Below are 19,484 nucleotides of genomic sequence, written 5' to 3' on the forward strand. Positions count from 1 at the left end.
CGGCTATTCGGCTGGAAACGGCGAACTCGTTGCAACTACGGCGCGGCTTGTTTTCAGCGACGGGATATGCCGCTTGATTACCAGCAACGCGACGGTCACGAAAAGCATTGCCGATCCCAGCAGGCCAAGATAGGCGGAAGCACCGCCAGCGGTAATGACGATCGCGCCAAGGAACGCACTCAGAATCGAGCCAAGGCGCCCGAATGCCAGCGCCGATGCCGTGCCGGTCGCACGAACGTTCGTCGTGTATACGTAGGCGCACACGGCATAGAGCGTGCACTGTATGGCGCTGACGAACATGCCGTGAACCCCGAGGCCGAAGATGAAGAGATCGGTGTTCTTTCCGGCGTTGACGCTCTGAAGCAAGAACGCGCTCGCGGCTGCGCCCGACGAGGCGATGACCATTGGCCAACGCGATCCGAAGCGCGCGATCGCCACGGCGCAGCCCAGGCCACCGATTACAGCACCCAGGTTCCAGGCAGTCAGGCCCGAACTGGCAATGCCGATTGGAAGACCTTCGGCCGATAACATGGTGGGCAACCAGCTAAAGGCGCTATAAACCGCGATCAGGCACATGAAGAATGCGCTCCAGATCGCAAGCGTGTCACGGATTAGGCTGGCCTCGAACAACGCGCTGAAGCCTGCCCGTTTTTCTGTCGCCTGTTCGCCGATATCTTTGAACACGGTGCTTTCGGCAGTCGGCCTGGCCATGCGCGATAGCAAGTCGCGCAGTTCAGGCCATCGGTGATGCTTGCGCGCGAGGAAGCGCGGCGATTCAGGCAGTACGGCAAGCAGCAACACGCCACAAACCAGGGGGAAAGTGCCGCCGATGAAGAAAAGGCTGCGCCAGCCGTAATGCGGCAGGACGACACCGGCGAACAAGCCGGCCAGCATGCCGCCCAGCGGCACGCAGATGCAGGTGACTGTGATTGCGATGGTTCGGTTACGCGCAGGCGTGAACTCGGCGGTTATCGTCGTCGCGATGGGCAGCGCGCCGCCGAGGCCCAGTCCGGCAATGAAACGAAGGCTGGCGATCGTGAAGATATTCGTTGCAAGACCAATTGCACATGTCGCGGTGCCAAAAAGCAGCACGGTGACGATCAACGTCATCCGGCGGCCGAACTTATCTGCGATTAGACCGGCGGTGGCGCTTCCGATTGCCATGCCGACCAGTCCGGCGGCCACCGCCGGCGCAAACGCGCCGCGACTGATGCCCCACTCCTTGATCAGCACAGGAATCGCATACCCGATCAGTTGGCCGTCAAAGCCATCCAGGATGAGTGCCAGCGATGTCATTACCACCACGATTTTCTGCAGGGCCGAGAATGCACCCTCATCGAGGACATGTCCGATATCGACCGTACGCTGGATGATGCCGTCGTTAGTCTTCATGGCGCATCCCCTGGTTGGGTCGTTGCGCGCAACGGGGGAGCGGGGGGCGTTTTCCCCGGAGATTTGGCTCCGTGGAACCACATGACATTGGAATGAGCATTCGTCGTCTCCTTGCAGTAGGCGCTTGAATTCTCCGGCGCGCCGTTTTGAACCGGATAAGCAGTGGATTGCTAAGAAGATTGCGTTCTTCGTCRCATGTTGTTTGGATGCAGGAAGTACCAATTCGAAGCCGCTTCTTCCTGCGACGTGCGCGGCGGCATTGCACCTGCGTAAAGCGGTGGAATTCGGGTGGCATGAAGTGAGTGGTCTGGCAGCGGTCTACGCACTCTGACCGGCGGTGCCGTGGCGCGCTCCAGGAAGAACAAGCGATCCGCGTCACGCCGGGAGTCCGGCATGTCCCTCGCGCCTCACACTCACAATGCAACAATGCTGTTGTGATGCAATAATGTTATTTGAGAGCGAGCAGTCCAATAGGTGTTTACACCAGGGATGGCGCCATGCAGGCCGGTGCTGATGCGGTCTGGAGAGGGGGGTGCCGCCCTCGAATCCGGACATCGAGGGCACGGGGCGCTCGGCGCGGCATCGGTGGCGCGTGAGCCTGGAGGCACCGCGCAGGCGCGCTGCGGGTGTCATGCTGCGAGCGAAGCTCGAACGGGACTGCTCGGGTACCTGGGAGGGAGGGCGGCGCCAGGCCTGACTGATGTGTTGAGGCGAGAACCCCGTACGACACAGCGCATTCGAGGCGCTGCGATGCCTTCACGCGGCGGCGAGGCTGTTGCGGAGCATGTTGCTACAGGCTGCTTTACGGCAATCGCGCCGGACGTCGGCTCAGTGAGCAAACGCAATGCAGCTTGTCGTTCTGGTGGTCAGCCGGTCTGTCCCCGCGCACTGTCAATTCGCAGGTTGCCGGTCCGAGCACCGGCAGGGAGCCAAACGAAACCGAAGTCGTGTCGTGACAGCGCCGGCAGGTGTCTCGCGGGGCGTAGGGTGCCCAGCCCCTGAGACTGTCGGCATCTCATCGCCGGGCTGGCCGGTCTGCCGCCGGTGTGCTTCCCGCGGATAGTTGTCGCCGGCGCGCCGGCCGGCCTCTCAGTCATCGGGAGAGGCACGGACGCATGCGCTCCGGAAGCGGCAAGGGCGCCGCGGCGGATGCCCGGCAAGGCTGGATGGACCCACGCCGCCCGTTGATACAGGGCCGCGGGTTGCGCTTACAGAAACTCGAGATTGCCGTCCACGCTGATGGCCTGGCCCGAGATGTTCCGCCCCGCCGGCGATGCCAGGAACAGCGTCATCGCGGCAATGTCATCGACGGTCACCATTCGCTTGAGGGATATCTTTCTCAGGTATTCCTCCTTCATGGCTTCGAAKGTGATGCCAAGTGCCGCCGCGCGCGCCGAGATCACGCGGTCCATGCGCTCCCCTTCGACAACACCGGGCAGGATGGCATTCACGCGGATATTGCTAGGCCCGAGTTCGATGGCCAGCGACTTGACCAGTCCGACGATGGCCCACTTCGTCGCGGCATAGGGGGTGCGGAATGGATAGCCGAGGCGTCCCGCCACGGAGGACATGGCAATGATGGCGGGACTGTCCGACGTTGCCTTCAGGACGGGAACGGCCTTCCTCAGGAAGTAGTACTGGCTGTTCAGGTTCGTGGCGACCGTCTGCTCCCACTGCTCGGGCGTGATCGTGTCGATGGGGCCGGTCGGGCCGGCAATCCCCGCATTGTTGACGAGGATGTCGAGGCCTCCCAGCGCGGCTCTGGCATCGTCGATCAGGCTGTCTACCTGTTCCCGGTCCGCGACATCCGCCACGCCCGCGTGAAGGCGCGGATGCCGGGTCTTCTCCCGGGCGACGGCGGCAGGGTCGATGTCGCAGACGTAGACGGTGGCGTCCGCCTGCAGGAACGCCTCGGCAATGGCGGCGCCAATGCCGGCGGCCCCGCCCGACACCAGCACCCGAAGGCCGGCTCTGGGCTTCAACAGCTCAAGCGTATTCATGATTGGTCTTTCAAGAGAGTTGGCAGGAGTGGGCAGCGATTATCCGCGCAATCAGAGCGTCATGCCCCCGGAGGCCTCGATCACTGCGCCGTTGATGTAGCTCGCCTCATCGCTGGCCAGGAAGGCGTAGATATTGGCAATCTCCTCGGGCTGCCCCAGCCGCCGCAGCGGGACCTGTTCGCGCATCTTGGCCAGGACCTCGTCCGGCACGGTCGACAGGATCGGTGTGTCGATAAATCCGGGCGCGACGGCGTTGACGCGGATACCCTTTGGCCCGAGTTCCCGGCTCCAGGTCTTCGTGAAACCGATCACCCCGAACTTTGCCGCCGCATAGTTGGTCTGGCCGAAGTTGCCATAGAGGCCGACCACCGAACTTGCGTTCAGGATGACCCCGGACGCTTGCGCGATCATCCGGTCGGCTACGGATTGCGTGGTCTGGAAGACGCCGCGCAGGTTGACGTCGATGACATCGTCGAACTGCTTCAGTGTCATTCTCTGGAGGCGGGCGTCACGGGTGATGCCGGCGTTGTTGACCAGGGTATCGATCCTGCCCCACCAGTCGCAAACCTGCTCCACCATATCGTCGACGGCGTCCCGGTCCGAGACATTGATGGCGAAACCCCGGGCGTCGGCGCCTGCCTGCCGACACGCATCGACGACCGCAGATACCGCGTCGCCATTCACGTCGCATGCCACGACGATCGCGCCTTCGCGGGCAAACTTCAGTGCCGTCGCCGCGCCGATGCCCTGGCCTGCGCCCGTCACGATTGCCACTTTGCTGCTCAGTCTCATGAACTACCTTCCCGTGGTGAAAATACGAATCCGCGTGCCGCCGCGCAATCGCGGCGGCATGCGGCGTCAGACCCCCTGCGCAAGCGCCGGCTCGCCGCCGGTGCCGCGTGTCTCGAGCTGGATCGCCCTGGCGAGCAGCGGTACCAGCAATACGCCCAGCACAGCGGCGCCGACGACCACGGCGAACCCCGAGGTGCTCTTGCCCGTCGTCGCTTCCGCCATCCCGAACAGATAGGGGCCGACGAAGCCGCCCATCAGGCCAATGGTGTTGATGAACGCCAGGCCTGCGGCAGCATGGATGCCCTGCAGCCGCTTCATCGCGATGGCCCAGTAGGAGGGCAGGACACCGCCGCCGAAAAACGCGGTGGCCGCGAACAGCACGATCTGAAGCGTCTGGTTGGTCGTGGTGAAGACCGCACCGGCACTCGCGGCCAGGCCCGCCGTCAGCACGCCGAGGTACAGGCAGTCGGCATCGATGCGGCGATGAATGCGCGGCAGGATCAGCACGCCGCCCAGAAAGCCGATGCCCACGCTGCTCGACAGCAGGCCAACGACCAGGGGCGATGTCACGTGCATCTGGTGGATCATCGCCGGCGTGAAGAACACGAGGCCGACAAAGGCCACCTGATTCAGAAAGTAGATCAGCCCGATGAGCACGGTGGTGGGGCGTTTCAGTGCGGCCATCCAGTGCGCGGAGGTCAACTGTGCGTGATCTTCGATGACCGCACGGCTTTCGAGGATCCGGGCTTCCGCGCGGGACAGCCAGCGGGCATCGCTCGGCCGCTCGGGCAGCTTGAAGTACAGCAGGATGCCGACGAAGATCGTCGGCAGGCCTTCGAGCAGGAACATCCATTGCCAGCCGTGCAGGCCGCCCACGCCATCGAGCTGCATCAATGCACCCCCGAGCGGATTGCCGATCACGAGCGCAATCGCGGGTGCCGTGTAGATCCAGCCAACGGCGACCGGACGTTCCCTGGGCGCGAACCAGAGCGTGACCATGTACATCAAGGCGGGAAACAGGCCGGCTTCGGCAATCCCGAGCAGGACGCGAAGCGTGTAGAAGGACCACTCGCCCTGCACGAACATCATGCAGGCGGACAACGCGCCCCACGTGACCGCGATGCGGGAAATCCAGCGCCGCGGCCCGACGCGGTGTGCGATCAGGTTGCTGGGCACTTCGAGCAAGGCATAGCCGATGAAGAAGATGCCGGCGCCGAGCCCGTAGATGGCCGCGCTGATGCCCAGGTCGGCCGCCAGCTGCACCTTGGCCAGCGCCACGTTGGTGCGGTCGAGATACGACATGAAGTAGATCGCGCACATCAGCGGGATCAGTTTCAGTATGGCCTTGCGCGTGGCAAGGCGGTGCATTTCGTCACTACCGGAATCAAGAGAGGTCGTCACCATGATGTCTCCACGAAGGAATCTGTTTTTTGTAGTCATGACTGCCTGAACCGACGGGCATCCTGTGAGTGCGGCCTGCGTGCCGGCGAGCGAAGGAGGTCGCGCCAGCACGAGTTGCCCGGCCAGGATCGTCAGAAGTTCACGTTGCCGGCGCCTTTCAGCCCGAGCATCTGGCGGGCTTCATCCGGCGTGGCGATCTCGAACGACAGCTCTTCCAGGATGCGGCGGATCTTGCGCACCTGGTCGGCATTGGTCCTCGCCTTTACGCCCTTCGAGATGTAGACGCTGTCCTCCAGGCCCACGCGGACGTTGCCGCCCATGATGGCGCCCATCGTGACGAGCGGCATCTGGTGCCGGCCGGCCCCGAGGATCGAGAATTGATAGTTTTCGCGCCCGAACAGCCGGTCGGCGGTGGCGCGCATCATGGCCAGGTTCTCGGGGTCCGGGCCCAGCCCGCCAAGAATGCCGAGCACGGACTGGATGAAGAACGGCGGCTTGACGATGCCCTGGTTGACGAAGTGGGCCAGGTTGTAGAGATGCCCGACGTCGTAGCATTCGAACTCGAACCGCGTGCCGTGTTCCTGGAACTCGGTGAGGATGCCCTTGATGTCCTTGAAGGTGTTGCGGAAGATCATGTCTTCCATGGACTCGAGGTAGGTTTTCTCCCAGTCGAACCGCCAGGCGCTGATCTTCTCCGCGACCGGGTGCAGCGAGAAATTCATCGAGCCCATGTTCAGCGAGCACATCTCCGGCCGCGCCAGCCGCGGATAGGCCAGCCGCTCCTCGAGCGTCATGCGCGTGCTGCCGCCCGTGGTGATATTGATGACCGCGTTGGTGGCGCGGGCGATCGCCGGCACGAACTCCTGGAAGATTTCCGGACGTGGCGTCGGGCGGCCGTCGCGGGGATCGCGTGCATGCAGGTGGAGGATGGCCGCTCCGGCCTGTGCCGCCTCGATGGCCTGCGACGCAATGTCCGCGGGTGAAAGGGGCAGGAATTCCGACATCGAAGGGACATGCGCGGAACCCGTCACAGCACAGGAAATAATGACTTTATGGCTAGCGTTGCTCATTGGGAGAATCGTCTCGGTATCAAGCGGTCGCATGGTGCGCCGGCTCTTGTCGAACGGATAATAGTTCGATAGCATGCGCGGCGTAAGGTCATTTCCGGACACTACGAAGGCAAAAAGGGACAACTTGGGGAGACGCCGTGGCGCCGAGATTTCCACTGCATAACGAGCGCATCCATGCGCCATACAAGATCGCGGCGCTGGTCGAGGTGCTTGCCGAACAGGGAATCGCACCGGCAGACAGTCTGAGGGGCACCGGAATCGATGCCGACGAGTTGTCCGGCACGTCGGTCTTGACGTCCGTGCGCCAGTACATTGCCGTGTGCAAGAACGCGCTGAACTTGTCGAGCGATCCGGCCACGCCTTTCGAGGTCGGCTCACGCCTGCATCTGTCGGCCTACGGCATGTACGGGTACGCGTTGATGTCTTGCCTGTCGCTGCGCGACTACTTCAGGCTAGGCGTGAAATACCACCGGCTGGCAACGCCGACGCTGGCGATCGATTGGACCGAATATCCCGACAAAGCGGTCTGGACGTTCCCGGACGCATTCATTGCGAGCGCATCCGCTGAGTTGCGCCAGTTCCTGATCGAGCAGCAGTTTGCGCAGCACGTCACGCATCTGCAGGACGTCGCGGGCCGAAGCTGCCCGCCCGTCAAAGCCTGCTTCCCGTATCCGGCGCCGGCCCATGCCGGGCTCTATCCAAAGTATCTTGGCTGCCCTTGCGCATTCGGGCAGCCGCAATACGAACTCATCTACGACAGCGCCATCCTCGAGCATAAGCCGCAGCTGGCCCACCGGCACTCCGCCGCCCTGATCCAGGAGACATGCGACCGGCTGGTGGGACAAGCCAAGACCTCCGTCGGCGTGTCTGGCGAGGTGTACCAGATCCTGATGCGCGAACCCGGCGTCTTCCCGGGCATGGAAACGGTGGCGGAAACGCTGGGCATGACCAGCCGGACGCTGCGGCGGCACCTGGGAACGGAGGGCACGTCGTTCGGTGCCATTCTGGATGATGTGCGTTTTTCCCTGGCGACGGAGTACCTGAAGACGACCAGGATGAGCACCGATGACATCGCCTTGCTTCTGGGCTTCAGCGACGGCGCCAACTTCCGGCGTGCCCGCAAGCGATGGGCAGAGAAAGAAGCGACGCCACCTCACTAGCGCAGCCCGGGAAGTGGAATGAGTCCAGCGCCCCGGGAAAGCCCGCGCGGGTTTTACACACGATCTCACGCAAGCCAGCCCGAAAGCTGGCTTGCGCATGACGCTACGGAGTCGTCAGGTCGTCGTCAGGCCGTCGTCGTATCGGCGTCAGGCGACGCTGCGGGGAGTCCCGGCACGTTCCGGCGCAGTGCTGACCACGCTCAAGCGATCGGCGTCGTCACGTGCAACCTGAGCGGTTCAGGCTGTGGCGACGAGGTCGATGCGCAATGCTTCGCCACCGGCCGCGATAGCGAGCAGGCGGTCAACGTTCGGGTGCGCACCCGGACGGTTGCGCGCGTCGACCGTGTGCTCGGCAAACACCGCGAGGCCGTGCTCGGCCGCGGTGGCGTCCAGGGCGCCGAAGGCTTGCCGGAGATAGTGGTACACCGCCAGGGAGCCCTGCTTGCCCGGCTTGTTCTCGATACTTGCCACCACGGCGCCCTTGCCGTCGACGAGATCGATACGATCGATACCGTCGATGGCGGGCAGTTGCGCGAGGTTATCCTTGAATACGTTGCTCGGTTGAATCACTTAAAACACTCCGTTGTTTCGGGAAACTGCTAGGTGGCCGTATTTTATCTGATCGGGTGCCGCGCCTGTTGCCTGTGCCGGCTGCTGTCTCGGCGCGCCGTGCAAGTCGCCTGCAACCGTTGCGTTGGCGGTGGTATCCGCCGGGAGATGGCATTGCCATGATTTCGGGCTCCGTGTTTTCGATTGCGGATCAAGCCATGATCGGTGCCAGCGCGGCACCGATCCGGAGCGCTTGCGCAGGCGAGATCATCGCGTTGAGCGTTTCGCCGAAGCGCGGAATCTGCACGCCCGACGCGATGTACTGGAAGCGATACGCGGCAAGAACGGTGTTCGTCACGGCATCCATGTCGGCGCTTGTCATGGGCCGGTTGCAAAGCGCGATGAAGTAGCGCGTGTCTGCGGCTGACTGGGCTTGCAGAATCGCGTCGATGGCGCCCACCAGCGCAATCAGGTCGTCCACGGCTGCATCGCGCGCTTGCGGCGAGACTTTGGCGTTCTCACGGACCCATTCCAGCTCGTCCAGAATCGCGTGCTGCGATTCCTCCTTCCAGTGGAACAGGAACACATCCTTGAACAGGGGCGAAAGCTCGCTGTCCGGCGCGATGCTGGCCCGGTAGTGGGCTTGCGTGAACAGTTCGATCAGACAAGTCAGCGCCAGCACCGACCACGTCGATTTGCCCAGTACGAACGACGCGACGTCATCGGGCCGCGGTCCGAACTGGTACCCCGCGGGCATCTGGGCGCCTATCATGGTCTCGATCCGGCGAAACAGCGCCTGGTGCTTCAGCTCCTCGTCGGTGAAGCGCACCAGTGCCTCGAGTGCGCCCTGGTCGCCAAGCCAGTGGTCGCGGCTCACCTCGAGCATCTTGGCGCCGATGAACCGCTCTACCAGGCCGAAGATGTTGGCATACGAGCGGCCCTGGATCTGCGACAGCAGGCGACGCTCGATGCCGCTCAGGAACGGCAGGCGATCGACGAAGGACAGGCCGTCAGGCAGGAATTTCTTCGTGAAGTCGAAATCCCGTTGGCGCAGCACATCGCGATCAATGTCCCACCGGACGCGCCTGGACACTTCCACGCATCTGGCGTAGCGCGCGGAATCGACATAAGGCTGCGAGGGAGGGAGCTGAGCATCGGATGCGGCATGCCGGGTCCTGAGTGCGGCGAGATCGGCATTGGGCAGGGAAGGTGAGGTGGCTGCGGACATGACTGCTCTCCTGGGAGACGGGGTTGGGGCTGGTGTTGCTGTGGTGTTGCAGTGAAAATGCGGCCGGCTGCGTCCAAAGAAGCGCCGCATGGGTTGCGGGATCGCCAGGTTCTTCCGGAGCAGGCGCATACAGGCCGTGCATTGCCCGCCTGTTTGGCGGGAAACGCCGCAACCCTCGGTGCGGCCCTGCTTGAGCCGAATCCTCTTGCGTGTGTTGGCCTTCAGGCACGGGGCTAGTATCCTGACGGCAAGCGCGCCATTGAATAGCCGGGCGTCCGGATTTCTTGTGCGCGACCCCAACATTGCGCAACTGCTGCCATGGATGCTCTCTCCGATGTGCTGCGCGTCATCCAGTTGACGGGGGCAGTTCACCTCGACGGCAGCTTCTCGGCGCCCTGGTGCGTCATCGGGCAGGCCGACTCGGCGCTTTGCTCGGCATACCTGCCAGCCTCCGGGCGGGTCGTCTCGTTCCATCTCGTCACGGAAGGCAGGTGCTGGGCGATGCTGCCAGGCGATCCGGCGAGCGCGCTGCTGGCGGAGGCCGGCGATGTCATCGTGGTGCCGCAGGGCGAGACCCACGTGTTAGGCAGTTCCACCGATCTGTTGCCGGAATTCCTGGCGCCGCTCCTGGCTGAGCATGTCGAGGCAAAGCCCGGCGAAGTCATGACGCTCGTCCACGGCGGCGGCGGCGAGCTCACGCGCATGGTGTGTGGCTTTCTTGCCATGCAGGACAATTCGCGAAATCCCCTGCTTTCCGCGCTGCCCAGGCTGTTCACGGTGAGCATGCGCGGATCCAGCGCGTCGTGGCTCGAATCGTCGCTGCGCTTCGCGACCGAGGAGGCGGCCTCGGCGCAGGCAGGCAGCGCCACGGTGCTGGCCAAGCTTGCGGAGCTGGTGTTCGTCGAAGCGGTTCGTCGTTACGTCGGCACGATGGCCGGCGATCGCAAGGGGTGGCTGGCGGGATTGCGCGATCGCTTCGTCGCGCGAGCACTCGCGCTGATGCACGCGCGACCGGTGCACGACTGGACCGTGGATGCGCTCGCGCGCGAGGTGGGCATCTCGCGTTCGGGGCTGGCGCAGCGCTTTACCGAACTGGTCGGGCTGCCACCGATGCAATACCTGGCACTGTGGCGCCTGCAGCTCGCCGCGCGGCAGCTTCGCCTCACTGATGCGTCGCTGGCATCGATCGCCGAGGCTGTCGGATACGAATCGGAGGCCTCATTCAATCGCGCGTTCAAGCGGGAGTTCGGCGAGCCACCCGCGACATGGCGCAGGAAAGCGGCTGGCGCCCCGACCGGGGACAAAGGAGCCACAGCCGACGCCGCGTCGGACGTAGCCAACCCCGCGTGATTGCCGGCATGGCGGAGGCGGGGACGGCGCCCCGTCCCSGGGGCGTACCGATGCCGTTTCGGCTGTCGTGTATCGTTGAGGGCTTGCTCGCAAACGCGAGGTTTTCACCGGGGGCACAACAAATGCTGACGATCTGGGGCCGGGCGAATTCGGTCAATGTGCAGAAGGTGCTGTGGTGCTGCGACGAACTCGGCTTGTCATTCGAGCGGATCGACGCCGGCATGCAATTCGGCCGCAACCATGAGCCTGAGTACCTTGCAATGAATCCGATGGGGCGTATTCCGACGCTCATCGATGGCGATTTCGTGTTGTGGGAGTCGAATTCGATCCTCCGCTACCTGGCGATGCAGTACGGGAAGGGCACAGCGCTGTACCCGGCGGATCCGAAGCTGCGCGCCAGCGTGGATCGATGGCTCGACTGGTCCCTTTCGACGCTGCAGCCAGCGGAACGGCCAGTCTTCTGGGGCGTTGTGCGAACGCCCGCCGCCGAGCGCGATATGGATCGCCTGAAGGCGGACGCCGCCAACGTGGCCGGCTTGTGGCAKACACTGGACAGGCATTTGCAGGGGCGCGATTATCTCGAGAGCGGCGAGTTCACGCTCGCCGACCTGGTGCTCGGCGCCTATGCGCGCCGCTGGTACGGGCTCGATGCCGAGATCGAACGTCCCGCACTGCCGGATATGGATCGCTGGTACGAGCGCGTCAGTACGCGTGCCGCCTTCGGGCAATATCTCGCCGCGCCGCTTAGCTGAGCCGCACGCAGGTGCGCGCGAATCAACACTTCACCTACTGTTTCCGATGACCATCATCCTGCACACCTGGAACACCCCGAACGGACGCAAGATCAGCGTTGCACTCGAGGAAATGGCGCTTCCGTATGCCGTCAAGACGGTGAACATCACCAAGGGCGAGCAGCACCATCCGGACTTCCTGCGCATCAGCCCGAACAACCGGATCCCGGCCGTCGTCGATCCCGATGGCCCCGACGGGCAGCCGATCAGTGTGTTCGAATCGGGCGCGATCCTGCTTTACCTTGCCGAGAAGACCGGCAAGTTCCTGCCTGCGGCCTTGCGCGACCGGGTTTCGGTGCTGGAATGGCTGATGTGGCAGATGGGCGGCTTCGGGCCCATGCCGGGACAGGTGCATCACTTCCGCACGGTCGAACCGGAGGCTGACCGCCACTATGGGCTCAAGCGCTACTCGGAGGAAACGACCCGGCTTTACGGCGTGCTGGACCGCCGGCTCGCGGAAGTCGAGTTCGTCGCCGGCGAGCTTTCCGTGGCGGATTTCGCGATTCTGGGCTGGGCGTGGCGGCATGAGCGCCACCAGGTATCGCTCGATCGCTATCCGAACGTGCGGCGCTGGTATGACGCCCTGTTCGCGCGGCCGGGCGTGCAACGCGGCTTTGCGGTCAAGCTGGACGACTTGCCGTAGCCTGCAACGCCTCTGATGACGATGCCGCGCCGCTGCCCCCGTGACATGCAGCGGGCAAGGGATGCCCGAAGACGGATCCTCAGATGGCGGCGGCATCGCACGCACGATTCAGTTCGGCCGCGGCCATTCCCGCTACTTCCGAGACCCTCCGGGAGGCGTGCGTCGTCCCATCGTATTGCCACCTTCGCGGGCCTTGGATGGCGCCGGCACCTTACCTTCGGGCGCCTCGTGCAGAGCCCGGCCAGGTGTTGGCACGCGACCCACTGTTGCGCCGCATATTGCGCCGCTTGTTGGCTGCGCCCCATCACTTGCTCCCCGGTTTAGGCTCCTCCGCGCACACCCATTGCCGCTTGGCACATGGCATGGCGCGTGCTCTGTGGAAGGTAGAACGTCGTGCGCGCCGTTCATTCCCCCACGCTTCGAAGGAGCACACCATGAGATTCAAGTTCGGCAGTTTCGTCATTTCCGCGGCCGTCGCCGCCGTCGCTCTCATTGCCGGCGCCGCTCAGGCCTCTGGCCCAAATGACAGCACCTTGTCCGCTGACAAGTACGGCTACAACTTCCGCGTTGGCAAGACTGATGCCTTCACCGACGGTGCTCGTACCGGCAAGTTCGACAGCTTCGGCGAAGGTGCCCGCCAGGTCGATCCGTACACCGATGGCGCACGCACTGTCGCCGGGCTGGACCGCAGCGGCGTATCGTCCGATCCGGCGCGCAGCGTCGATGTCTACCTCGACGGCGCCATGGCCTGAGTGACTGCGTGTCCGGCCGGCTGGCCGGGGCTGACACGCAAGGGTCTCGCCCAAGTCCACAGGTATGGACTTGGGCAAGACCCTCTTTCCCATTGGCGCAGCCGCGCGTGGGCTCATCGGGGCCGTCCCGGCCGACGACGCACTCCCTGTCCGGCATTGCGTACTTCGGCAGCGTTCGCCTGAACTCCGACTATCAGTCGAGCGCGGAACGCGCGGTGGCCGCGGCGGCCGGGTTCGCGCTGCGGCGGGCCAGCCGAACCGTCATGCTCCGCGAAGCCTCAGGCTGGCGCGGCGCAGGCCCGGCAGCGGCCGACCAGCGCGCTCCTGACATGGGCAGGGCGCAGTCCCGCCGATGCCAGCCGGGCTTCCTGCATGGCAAGCAGCGCGGCGTCGAAGACCTCGTCGATCTGGCCGCAGCCGCTGCAGAACAGATGCTCGTGCGCGGGGCGGTCCGCGAGTTCGTAGAAGTGGGTCAGCTTGTGGTCGCCCGAAGGAACGGTGACGCGGAAGATCAGTCCGCTCTCGGTCAGCTCGTATAGTCCGGCCCGGAACGTGGAAARCGCGGTCCGGTAAGGGGACGACACCATGGCGCGGCACAATTGCTCGGCGGTCGTGTGCCTGGCGGCGCTTTCCCGGAGAACCAGCAAGACGGCCATTCGCCCCAGGGTCACAGGCAAGCCGCTGTCCGCGATCGCCTGCGCGGCCAGGCGGCCGCTCTCGCCCCAGGCGGCGCCGGGCAAGGAGTCTCTGGCACGCCGGCTGGCGGCCAAAGCATGAAGGGAGGCGAAGCGCCGGACGACTCTGGGTGGCATCGGTAGGCTTGGCCGCACGCCTGTGGGGCGGTGCGGCCGGGGCTGGGAGGAAGCGGGCGGTAGCGTGCGCAAGGCCGCAGCCACGGCCGCTAGTGCGGCGGCGATGCCTGCCAGGTGGCGGGTGCCGTCGTCCGCGGGCCGGCGGGAATCGTCAGGGTTGCCGTGGCGCGATGCCGCACGGCGGCGTAAGCGGTGCCGTCGAACGTGCCCGGAGTGCGCTCCAGGTGGATGACGTGCAGGATGTATTGTCCGCGCCAGGGGAACGCGAAGCGCACCAGGCCGTCCTTGCCGGTGGTCGCCTCGCGCGTCCAGGCGTTGGACGCGATGACGCGCACGTCGGCCGCGGCGAGCGGCGTGCCGCGGAAGACGACGCGATATTCGCCCGCGCTGCCCGTGGGCAGGATATCCAGCGGCATCGACGTGGCCACCTCGGCTGCCGCTGTCGACTCGCCGATCAGCCGGGCATAGAACATGGGTTTGACCACGCCGAGCCCCGCGTGGGTCCAGTCCTTGACGGCATAGGCGCCTTCGCTCGCCAGCACGGCAATGCCACGGGGCTGCGAGGCGAAACGGAAGCCGCCGGCTTCGCGGCTGGCGGTGAGCGCTGCGGTCTGCCCGTCCCGGCCGAGCGCGCGGATTTCCGGGCCCGGCATTTCATCGAGGCGCCCGGGAGAGCGTTCGCGCAGCATCTCCTCGTACTCGCCGAAGTAGAGGTGGGCGCTGACCTTGTCCTGTTCCAGCCAGAGATAGTGAGCCCGGGCGGGCGCGACGAAGGCGGCGCAGGTGAGCGCAAGTGCGATGCTGGCGAGAAATGCGTGCTGTTTCATGGGTTCCTCACTGGAAGCGGTAGCGGGCGGTCAGCATTGCGCTGCGCTTGTCGCCGGGCAGCGCGCCCGAGAAGGTCGGCGAGACGTAGTAGGCCTTGTCGGTCAGGTTGCGCAGGTTCAGGCTCACGTCCCAGGTCTTGCGGCGGTAGTAGACCGCCGCATCGAGCACCACGTACGACGGGACGCGATACAGGTTCAGGCTGTCCGCGTAGCTGTCGCCCTTGTACGTCAGGCCCAGGCCGACGCCAAAGCCATGCAGGGCCTGCTGCTGGAAGTCATAGGTGGTCCACAGCCGGCCGCCGGTGCGGGAGACCCCGGCCGGGCGGGTGCCGGCGATGCTGCGGTTGGTGACGCCCATCGCGGCGTTGGATGCCAGCGCGTTGGACTTGACCTCGACGTCCTGCAGCACGAAATTCGCCAGCACCGTCCAGCCGGCGAGCGGGCGGGCAGTCAGCTCCAGTTCCATGCCGCGCGAGCGGTCCCGGCCATCCGGCGTCGGGCTCAATGCGCCCGGCAGCGTGATGTAGTAGTCCTTGCGCTCGGTCTCGAACAGCGCCAGGTTGGTCTGCAGGCGGCCGTCGAGGAAGTCGGCCTTGACCCCGACCTCTTTTTGCAGCGCGCTTTCCGGCTGGGTGCTCAAGGCCGCGGGCTCGGTCGAGACGTTGATGAACTTGCTGGTCGACACGCCGGCATAGAGCGACACCGATTGCAGCGGCTGCCATACCGCGCCGAGCGAGCCCGACGTGAGGTTCTGCGTGTCGCCGATGCTGCGAAAGACGCCGCCCTGCGTGCCCACGTCGCTGAACTTGACGCGGTCCGTGCGCACCGCCGCCCGCACCTTGAATTGCTCGCCGAACGCCAGCTGATCCTGCAGGTAGACGCCGAAGTCCTCCTGCTTCAGGACCCGGTTGAAGCCCTGGGAGACGACCGGGGCCAGGCCATTGAGCGTGGTTTCAGGCACGACTGGCGCATTGATGTTGGCGATGTTGGGCAGGTTGTAGCCGTTGCGCACCGTGTTGATATGCGTGTCGGAATACTCCATGCCGAACAGGACGGTGTGGTCGACCGGGCCGGTACGCGTCTTCCAGACCAGTTCGTTCTGCGCGAGGATGAAGTGCCCGTCGTCCGTCTGCGTGCGCGCGGCGCGTCCCGTCATCTGGTTGAGTGCGTTGCCGCCGTTGCCGCCGGCATTGCGCGTCATGTCCAGGCCGCGCTCGTCATAGATGAAGGCGGTGCGCATGGTGAGCGCGGGATCGATGCGCCAGTCATGGCTCAGCGTCACCCGGTCGATGGTCTGGCGGGTGTCGTTGAACGGGCTGTAGTAGCGCGCGTCGCGCGGTGCGGAGGCGATCTTGCCCTGGTTGTTGAAGACGATGCCGTAGTTGTCCGGGACGATGCGGATGTCGCGGTGATCGTAGTCGAGTGTCAGCGTCTTGTTGGTGTCGTACGCCCAGGCAAAGGAGGGCGAGACTTCCTTGATATCGCGCGACAGCCCGCGATAGCCGTCGCTCTTCTCGTAGTCGGCGATCAGGCGCGTGGATAGCTGCGAGCTTACCGGCCCGCCCACATCCACATACGTGCCCCAGGTGCCGAAACTGCCGCCGAAAGCGCCGATCTCGGCCCCGAACTTGCTGAGCGGGGCCTTGGTCACCACGTTCACCGTGCCGCCCGGCTGGCCCGAGCCATACAGCGCAGACCCCGGCCCCTTCAGTACCTCGATGCGCTCGACGTCATACATGGTGCGGTAGTAGCCGTTCTGGCTGGGGCCGTCCAGGTAGCCGTCGCGCAGGAAGCGCGTGCCCAGCCCGCGGATGGTGTAGTTGTTGGCAAAGCCATAGCCGCCGGCCAGCTGGGGTTGCACGCCTGCCGAATTCTGCAGCGCGTAGTTCATGTCGACCGCACCCTGCTCGCGCAGCACGCTATCGGGGATCACCGTGATCGCGGCCGGAATGTCGCGCAGCGGGGTTTCCGTCTTGGTGCCGGTCGTCACCGTGTCCCGCAAGCTGCCGGCCGGGACCTGTCCGGCCGAGGCGGTGACCTCGGGCAAGGTATGTTCCGGCTGCGCGGCCTGTGCGCGCGCCGTAGCGGGCAGGCCGGCGATCAGGGCATAGGCGATGGCGGCAAGCGCGTGGGGGCGGGGCGCGAGGCGGGGTGGGAATGCACGTGTCATGAAGGCTGGAACTCGAGGAGGTGGCGCAGCAGGCCGGTCAGTCGTCGTCGCCCGACCGGCCTTGCGGCCCTCGGAGCGGAGTCAGCGAAGGCTAATGCGAATCATTCTCGAGTTCAATTCAAAAACGGCGGAGCGAGGCGGATGTCCCCCCTGTACGGGGCATTTGCCTTGTAAGCACTGGCTTTGCGGCCGCTGTGCGCGCGCGGACGGGGCAAATGTCCCGGAGAAAATATGCCTCATGATCATCTTTTTATTGTGGGAGCCGGACCGCAAAAAACCGGTCTTTTCCTAAGAACAAGAATCAGTTACATTTGACTCCCCGTCAGGGCCGGCACGCTGCAGCCGGATTGCGCCGATGGTCTTGCTGCCCGGAATTCGCCACATGTCACCCAAGCTTTTGCTCCTGCTCGCCATCTTCCCTGCCTACCAGGCATGGGATCTCAGTCAGATACACCTCAGCAGCGGCGTGAACTACCACCTCCTGACCGAGGCGGTCGCGACCATCGTTTTCGTGTGGATCCTGGTTGTGTTCGTGCGGGAGCGGCAGCGCGTCGCGCGCGACTTTGCGGAATTGCGCAATGCGGCGCAGGCGAGCGAGCGCGCCATGATCGAGCGCGATACCGCTGCCAAGCAGAGCACGCGGCATTTTCTTGTGCAGATGCAGGAGCAGTTCGACGCGTGGAACCTTACGCCGGCCGAAAAGGACGTGGCCCTGCTGTTGGTCAAGGGCCTGTCGCTAGAGGAAATCGCGGGCCTGCGCGAGAGCCGCGCCAAGACCGTGCGCCAGCACGCTGCCAACGTTTATGCCAAGGCGCAGCTCGAAGGGCGCCACCAGCTTGCGGCCTATTTCCTGGAGGACCTGATGGCTCCCGGCGTCGCCGGCTGAGCGGGCCGGCGCCGGGGCGAGCCGATCTCCGCAGCATTGCCGGGGCGGCGTGCCAGGCAAAAAAAATGGCCGCGCGGGGCGGCCTAGGTCGTACGGGTCAAGATACGAGAGAGCCCAGTATCGCGTTTGTTCCGGGTGCGTGCTATCCGTCAAATGGCGGATGGTGCGCCCCGGAGGGCGCCGTCAGGGCCGGATGAGGGAAACGTCAGGCCGAAGATGCCTTTGTGTCTTTGCTGAAGGGCTCGGCATTGCGCGGGAGCCGATGCGTCCCGTTGCCGTCCTCGAGCAGCAGCTCGACGCCCTTGCGCACAGCGAGGCTGGTCGCCACGACTATCGCGTCTTCCTGGCGTTCGAATTCCAGAATCCCGTTGCGGGTTCCGGACAGTTTGACGATCCAGCCGGCGCGCGAGGCGCAAACAATCAAATCGCGGCGCATCTCGATAATCCTCCGAGGTGTCTTGACTAACCTGATAGCGCAATCCTGATGCGTGCCTAGTCGACCAGCGGTGATTCCTGTGCACGCGAATTCTAATTCAATTGGCGTTGGACAGTTGCCTAAATACTGCCGGCTGGAAATGCTGCGTCGCGCAACAAGAAGAAAGAAATGCGGACTGCGCAAGCAAAGCCAGCGGCGTTCGCAAGTCCCCGCGCATGACCCGCAAGGGGTGCCCGCGATAGTCCGGGATCATCCCCCCGATACGTGACGTTGGCCATGTCCCCGGCAGCGATCGTGCCGCCTTGCCCGTGCTTCCCCTTCGTCGCGCCGGGACAGCATGCGTGCTGGCCAGCCTGTAACGGATGACGCCGGGCTTCGTGGACAATCTGCAGAACTTGATCATGTTGTGATGTACCGGAAATGAAGGCGCTGGGGGAGGCAGAAGATGCCGGACAAAAAAATTGGAAAGTCCGCAATCCATGCGGGTTTTTTTGCGATATACTTCGGCTCCCCCGAAGCAGGGCTTGATCCACCGAGGCCTGCGGACTGTTAATCCACAGGTCCCTGGTTCGAGTTCAGGTCGGGATGCCAATACGCGGGAGTAGCTCAGTTGGTAGAGCGCAACCTTGCCAAGGTTGAGGTCGCGAGTTCGAGACTCGTCTCCCGCTCCATTGCTAAATGCATTAGAGCAATTGCCCATGTGGCTCAGTGGTAGAGCACTCCCTTGGTAAGGGAGAGGTCGGCAGTTCGATCCTGCCCATGGGCACCACTTTCCTGCGCCGACGTTCGCGGCGCGCGCACCAGCTTGCAGGCTGATCTCCTGTCCCGGTTCAAAGGGACAATGCCATCCCGCACCTTTGCCGAGTTCGCCATTCGTTGGCGCGTCCAGGCCGTGGCGACATGGCAGGGATCAGGCCCTTCAATCTCCATATACGTGAAGCCTGGCATCCTGCCCGCCGCTGCATCCTCGTGCCGCTGCCGCCAAGGCGTGTTCGCCGTCGGCATCGGGATCGGCATGGCTGGCGTTGTCGATGACGGTGCTGAGCTTGTCTGCGTCGATATTGTTGGTGAGCGCGACCGTCTCGCCGGCGAGGAACGCGGCTGTCAGTGCCGCGGTGATGGCGAAGACGGTATAGAGGGATCTGGCGTTCATGGCTTGTTCCTTGTGAGTGGCCCACCGCGCCCAGCGCGCGAAGCGCGTGGCTGGCGCCCGGCCTTCGATTCA

The 19,484-nt window shown here is 64.5% G+C and carries 18 protein-coding genes and 2 tRNA genes; 8 read left to right on the top strand and 12 right to left on the bottom strand.

Annotated elements, in window-relative coordinates:
- Window positions 1–3: 3 nt before the first annotated feature.
- The 5 genes from AC1DK4_RS17940 to kce form a co-directional block, all read right to left on the bottom strand.
- Window positions 4–1,392, bottom strand: a complete 1,389-nt coding sequence (locus tag AC1DK4_RS17940; RefSeq protein WP_441616533.1) for an MFS transporter — start codon at window positions 1,390–1,392, stop codon at window positions 4–6.
- 1,208 nt (window positions 1,393–2,600) lie between these two features.
- The gene (locus tag AC1DK4_RS17945) at window positions 2,601–3,392 is read right to left on the bottom strand and encodes an SDR family oxidoreductase (RefSeq protein ID WP_441616535.1); all 792 of its coding nucleotides are present in this window, start codon (window positions 3,390–3,392) and stop codon (window positions 2,601–2,603) included.
- 51 nt (window positions 3,393–3,443) lie between these two features.
- The gene (fabG, locus tag AC1DK4_RS17950) at window positions 3,444–4,184 is read right to left on the bottom strand and encodes a 3-oxoacyl-[acyl-carrier-protein] reductase (protein ID WP_441616537.1); all 741 of its coding nucleotides are present in this window, start codon (window positions 4,182–4,184) and stop codon (window positions 3,444–3,446) included.
- Window positions 4,185–4,250: 66 nt separating this feature from the next.
- Window positions 4,251–5,588: an MFS transporter gene (locus AC1DK4_RS17955; protein WP_441643331.1), complete on the bottom strand. Its 1,338-nt coding sequence runs from the start codon at window positions 5,586–5,588 to the stop codon at window positions 4,251–4,253.
- Between the two features lie 128 nt (window positions 5,589–5,716).
- Window positions 5,717–6,655, bottom strand: a complete 939-nt coding sequence (gene kce, locus AC1DK4_RS17960; RefSeq protein WP_441616541.1) for a 3,5-dioxohexanoate:acetyl-CoA acetone transferase — start codon at window positions 6,653–6,655, stop codon at window positions 5,717–5,719.
- 137 nt (window positions 6,656–6,792) lie between these two features.
- Between kce and AC1DK4_RS17965 the strand changes: the two genes are divergently transcribed.
- Entirely contained in the window at window positions 6,793–7,815 is a 1,023-nt protein-coding gene (locus AC1DK4_RS17965) for an AraC family transcriptional regulator (RefSeq protein WP_441616543.1), read from the top strand.
- 237 nt (window positions 7,816–8,052) lie between these two features.
- On the opposite strand, the gene AC1DK4_RS17970 is transcribed toward AC1DK4_RS17965, so the two are convergent.
- Window positions 8,053–8,385, bottom strand: a complete 333-nt coding sequence (locus AC1DK4_RS17970) for a DUF2322 family protein (protein WP_441616545.1) — start codon at window positions 8,383–8,385, stop codon at window positions 8,053–8,055.
- Between the two features lie 190 nt (window positions 8,386–8,575).
- Window positions 8,576–9,592 (bottom strand): hypothetical protein, encoded by a 1,017-nt coding sequence (locus AC1DK4_RS17975; protein ID WP_441649926.1) that lies wholly within the window; start codon window positions 9,590–9,592, stop codon window positions 8,576–8,578.
- Window positions 9,593–9,910: 318 nt separating this feature from the next.
- Between AC1DK4_RS17975 and AC1DK4_RS17980 the strand changes: the two genes are divergently transcribed.
- The 4 genes from AC1DK4_RS17980 (at window position 9,911) to AC1DK4_RS17995 (ending at window position 13,128) form a co-directional block, all read left to right on the top strand.
- Entirely contained in the window at window positions 9,911–10,942 is a 1,032-nt protein-coding gene (locus AC1DK4_RS17980) for an AraC family transcriptional regulator (RefSeq protein WP_441616549.1), read from the top strand.
- Window positions 10,943–11,064: 122 nt separating this feature from the next.
- Window positions 11,065–11,694, top strand: coding sequence for a glutathione S-transferase family protein (locus AC1DK4_RS17985; protein ID WP_477131675.1), 630 nt, complete (start codon window positions 11,065–11,067; stop codon window positions 11,692–11,694).
- A 46-nt stretch (window positions 11,695–11,740) separates the two neighbouring features.
- Window positions 11,741–12,376: a glutathione S-transferase family protein gene (locus tag AC1DK4_RS17990; protein ID WP_441616828.1), complete on the top strand. Its 636-nt coding sequence runs from the start codon at window positions 11,741–11,743 to the stop codon at window positions 12,374–12,376.
- Between the two features lie 434 nt (window positions 12,377–12,810).
- Window positions 12,811–13,128, top strand: coding sequence for a hypothetical protein (locus AC1DK4_RS17995; RefSeq protein ID WP_441616553.1), 318 nt, complete (start codon window positions 12,811–12,813; stop codon window positions 13,126–13,128).
- Between the two features lie 278 nt (window positions 13,129–13,406).
- Here the strand turns inward: AC1DK4_RS17995 and AC1DK4_RS18000 are convergent, their stop codons facing one another.
- The 3 genes from AC1DK4_RS18000 to AC1DK4_RS18010 form a co-directional block, all read right to left on the bottom strand.
- The gene (locus AC1DK4_RS18000) at window positions 13,407–13,868 is read right to left on the bottom strand and encodes a Fur family transcriptional regulator (RefSeq protein WP_477131676.1); all 462 of its coding nucleotides are present in this window, start codon (window positions 13,866–13,868) and stop codon (window positions 13,407–13,409) included.
- A gap of 161 nt (window positions 13,869–14,029) precedes the next feature.
- Window positions 14,030–14,767 (bottom strand): DUF4198 domain-containing protein, encoded by a 738-nt coding sequence (locus AC1DK4_RS18005; RefSeq protein WP_441616557.1) that lies wholly within the window; start codon window positions 14,765–14,767, stop codon window positions 14,030–14,032.
- A 7-nt stretch (window positions 14,768–14,774) separates the two neighbouring features.
- Window positions 14,775–16,937, bottom strand: a complete 2,163-nt coding sequence (locus AC1DK4_RS18010; RefSeq protein WP_441616559.1) for a TonB-dependent receptor — start codon at window positions 16,935–16,937, stop codon at window positions 14,775–14,777.
- A 355-nt stretch (window positions 16,938–17,292) separates the two neighbouring features.
- Between AC1DK4_RS18010 and AC1DK4_RS18015 the strand changes: the two genes are divergently transcribed.
- Window positions 17,293–17,823 (top strand): helix-turn-helix transcriptional regulator, encoded by a 531-nt coding sequence (locus tag AC1DK4_RS18015; RefSeq protein WP_441616561.1) that lies wholly within the window; start codon window positions 17,293–17,295, stop codon window positions 17,821–17,823.
- A 205-nt stretch (window positions 17,824–18,028) separates the two neighbouring features.
- On the opposite strand, the gene AC1DK4_RS18020 is transcribed toward AC1DK4_RS18015, so the two are convergent.
- Window positions 18,029–18,259 carry a DUF2188 domain-containing protein gene (locus AC1DK4_RS18020; RefSeq protein ID WP_441616563.1) on the bottom strand — a complete coding sequence of 77 codons (231 nt, stop codon included), beginning with the start codon at window positions 18,257–18,259 and terminating at the stop codon, window positions 18,029–18,031.
- A gap of 595 nt (window positions 18,260–18,854) precedes the next feature.
- On the opposite strand from AC1DK4_RS18020, the gene AC1DK4_RS18025 reads away from it, so the two are divergent.
- Window positions 18,855–18,930: transfer RNA gene (locus AC1DK4_RS18025), tRNA-Gly, on the top strand.
- A gap of 23 nt (window positions 18,931–18,953) precedes the next feature.
- Window positions 18,954–19,028, top strand: a tRNA-Thr gene (locus AC1DK4_RS18030).
- A gap of 150 nt (window positions 19,029–19,178) precedes the next feature.
- On the opposite strand, the gene AC1DK4_RS18035 is transcribed toward AC1DK4_RS18030, so the two are convergent.
- Complete coding sequence (locus tag AC1DK4_RS18035) at window positions 19,179–19,412, bottom strand: hypothetical protein (RefSeq protein ID WP_441616565.1); 234 nt, start codon at window positions 19,410–19,412, stop codon at window positions 19,179–19,181.
- Between the last annotated feature and the right edge of the window lie 72 nt (window positions 19,413–19,484).

This window comes from Cupriavidus sp. 05N38, from assembly GCF_056397345.1.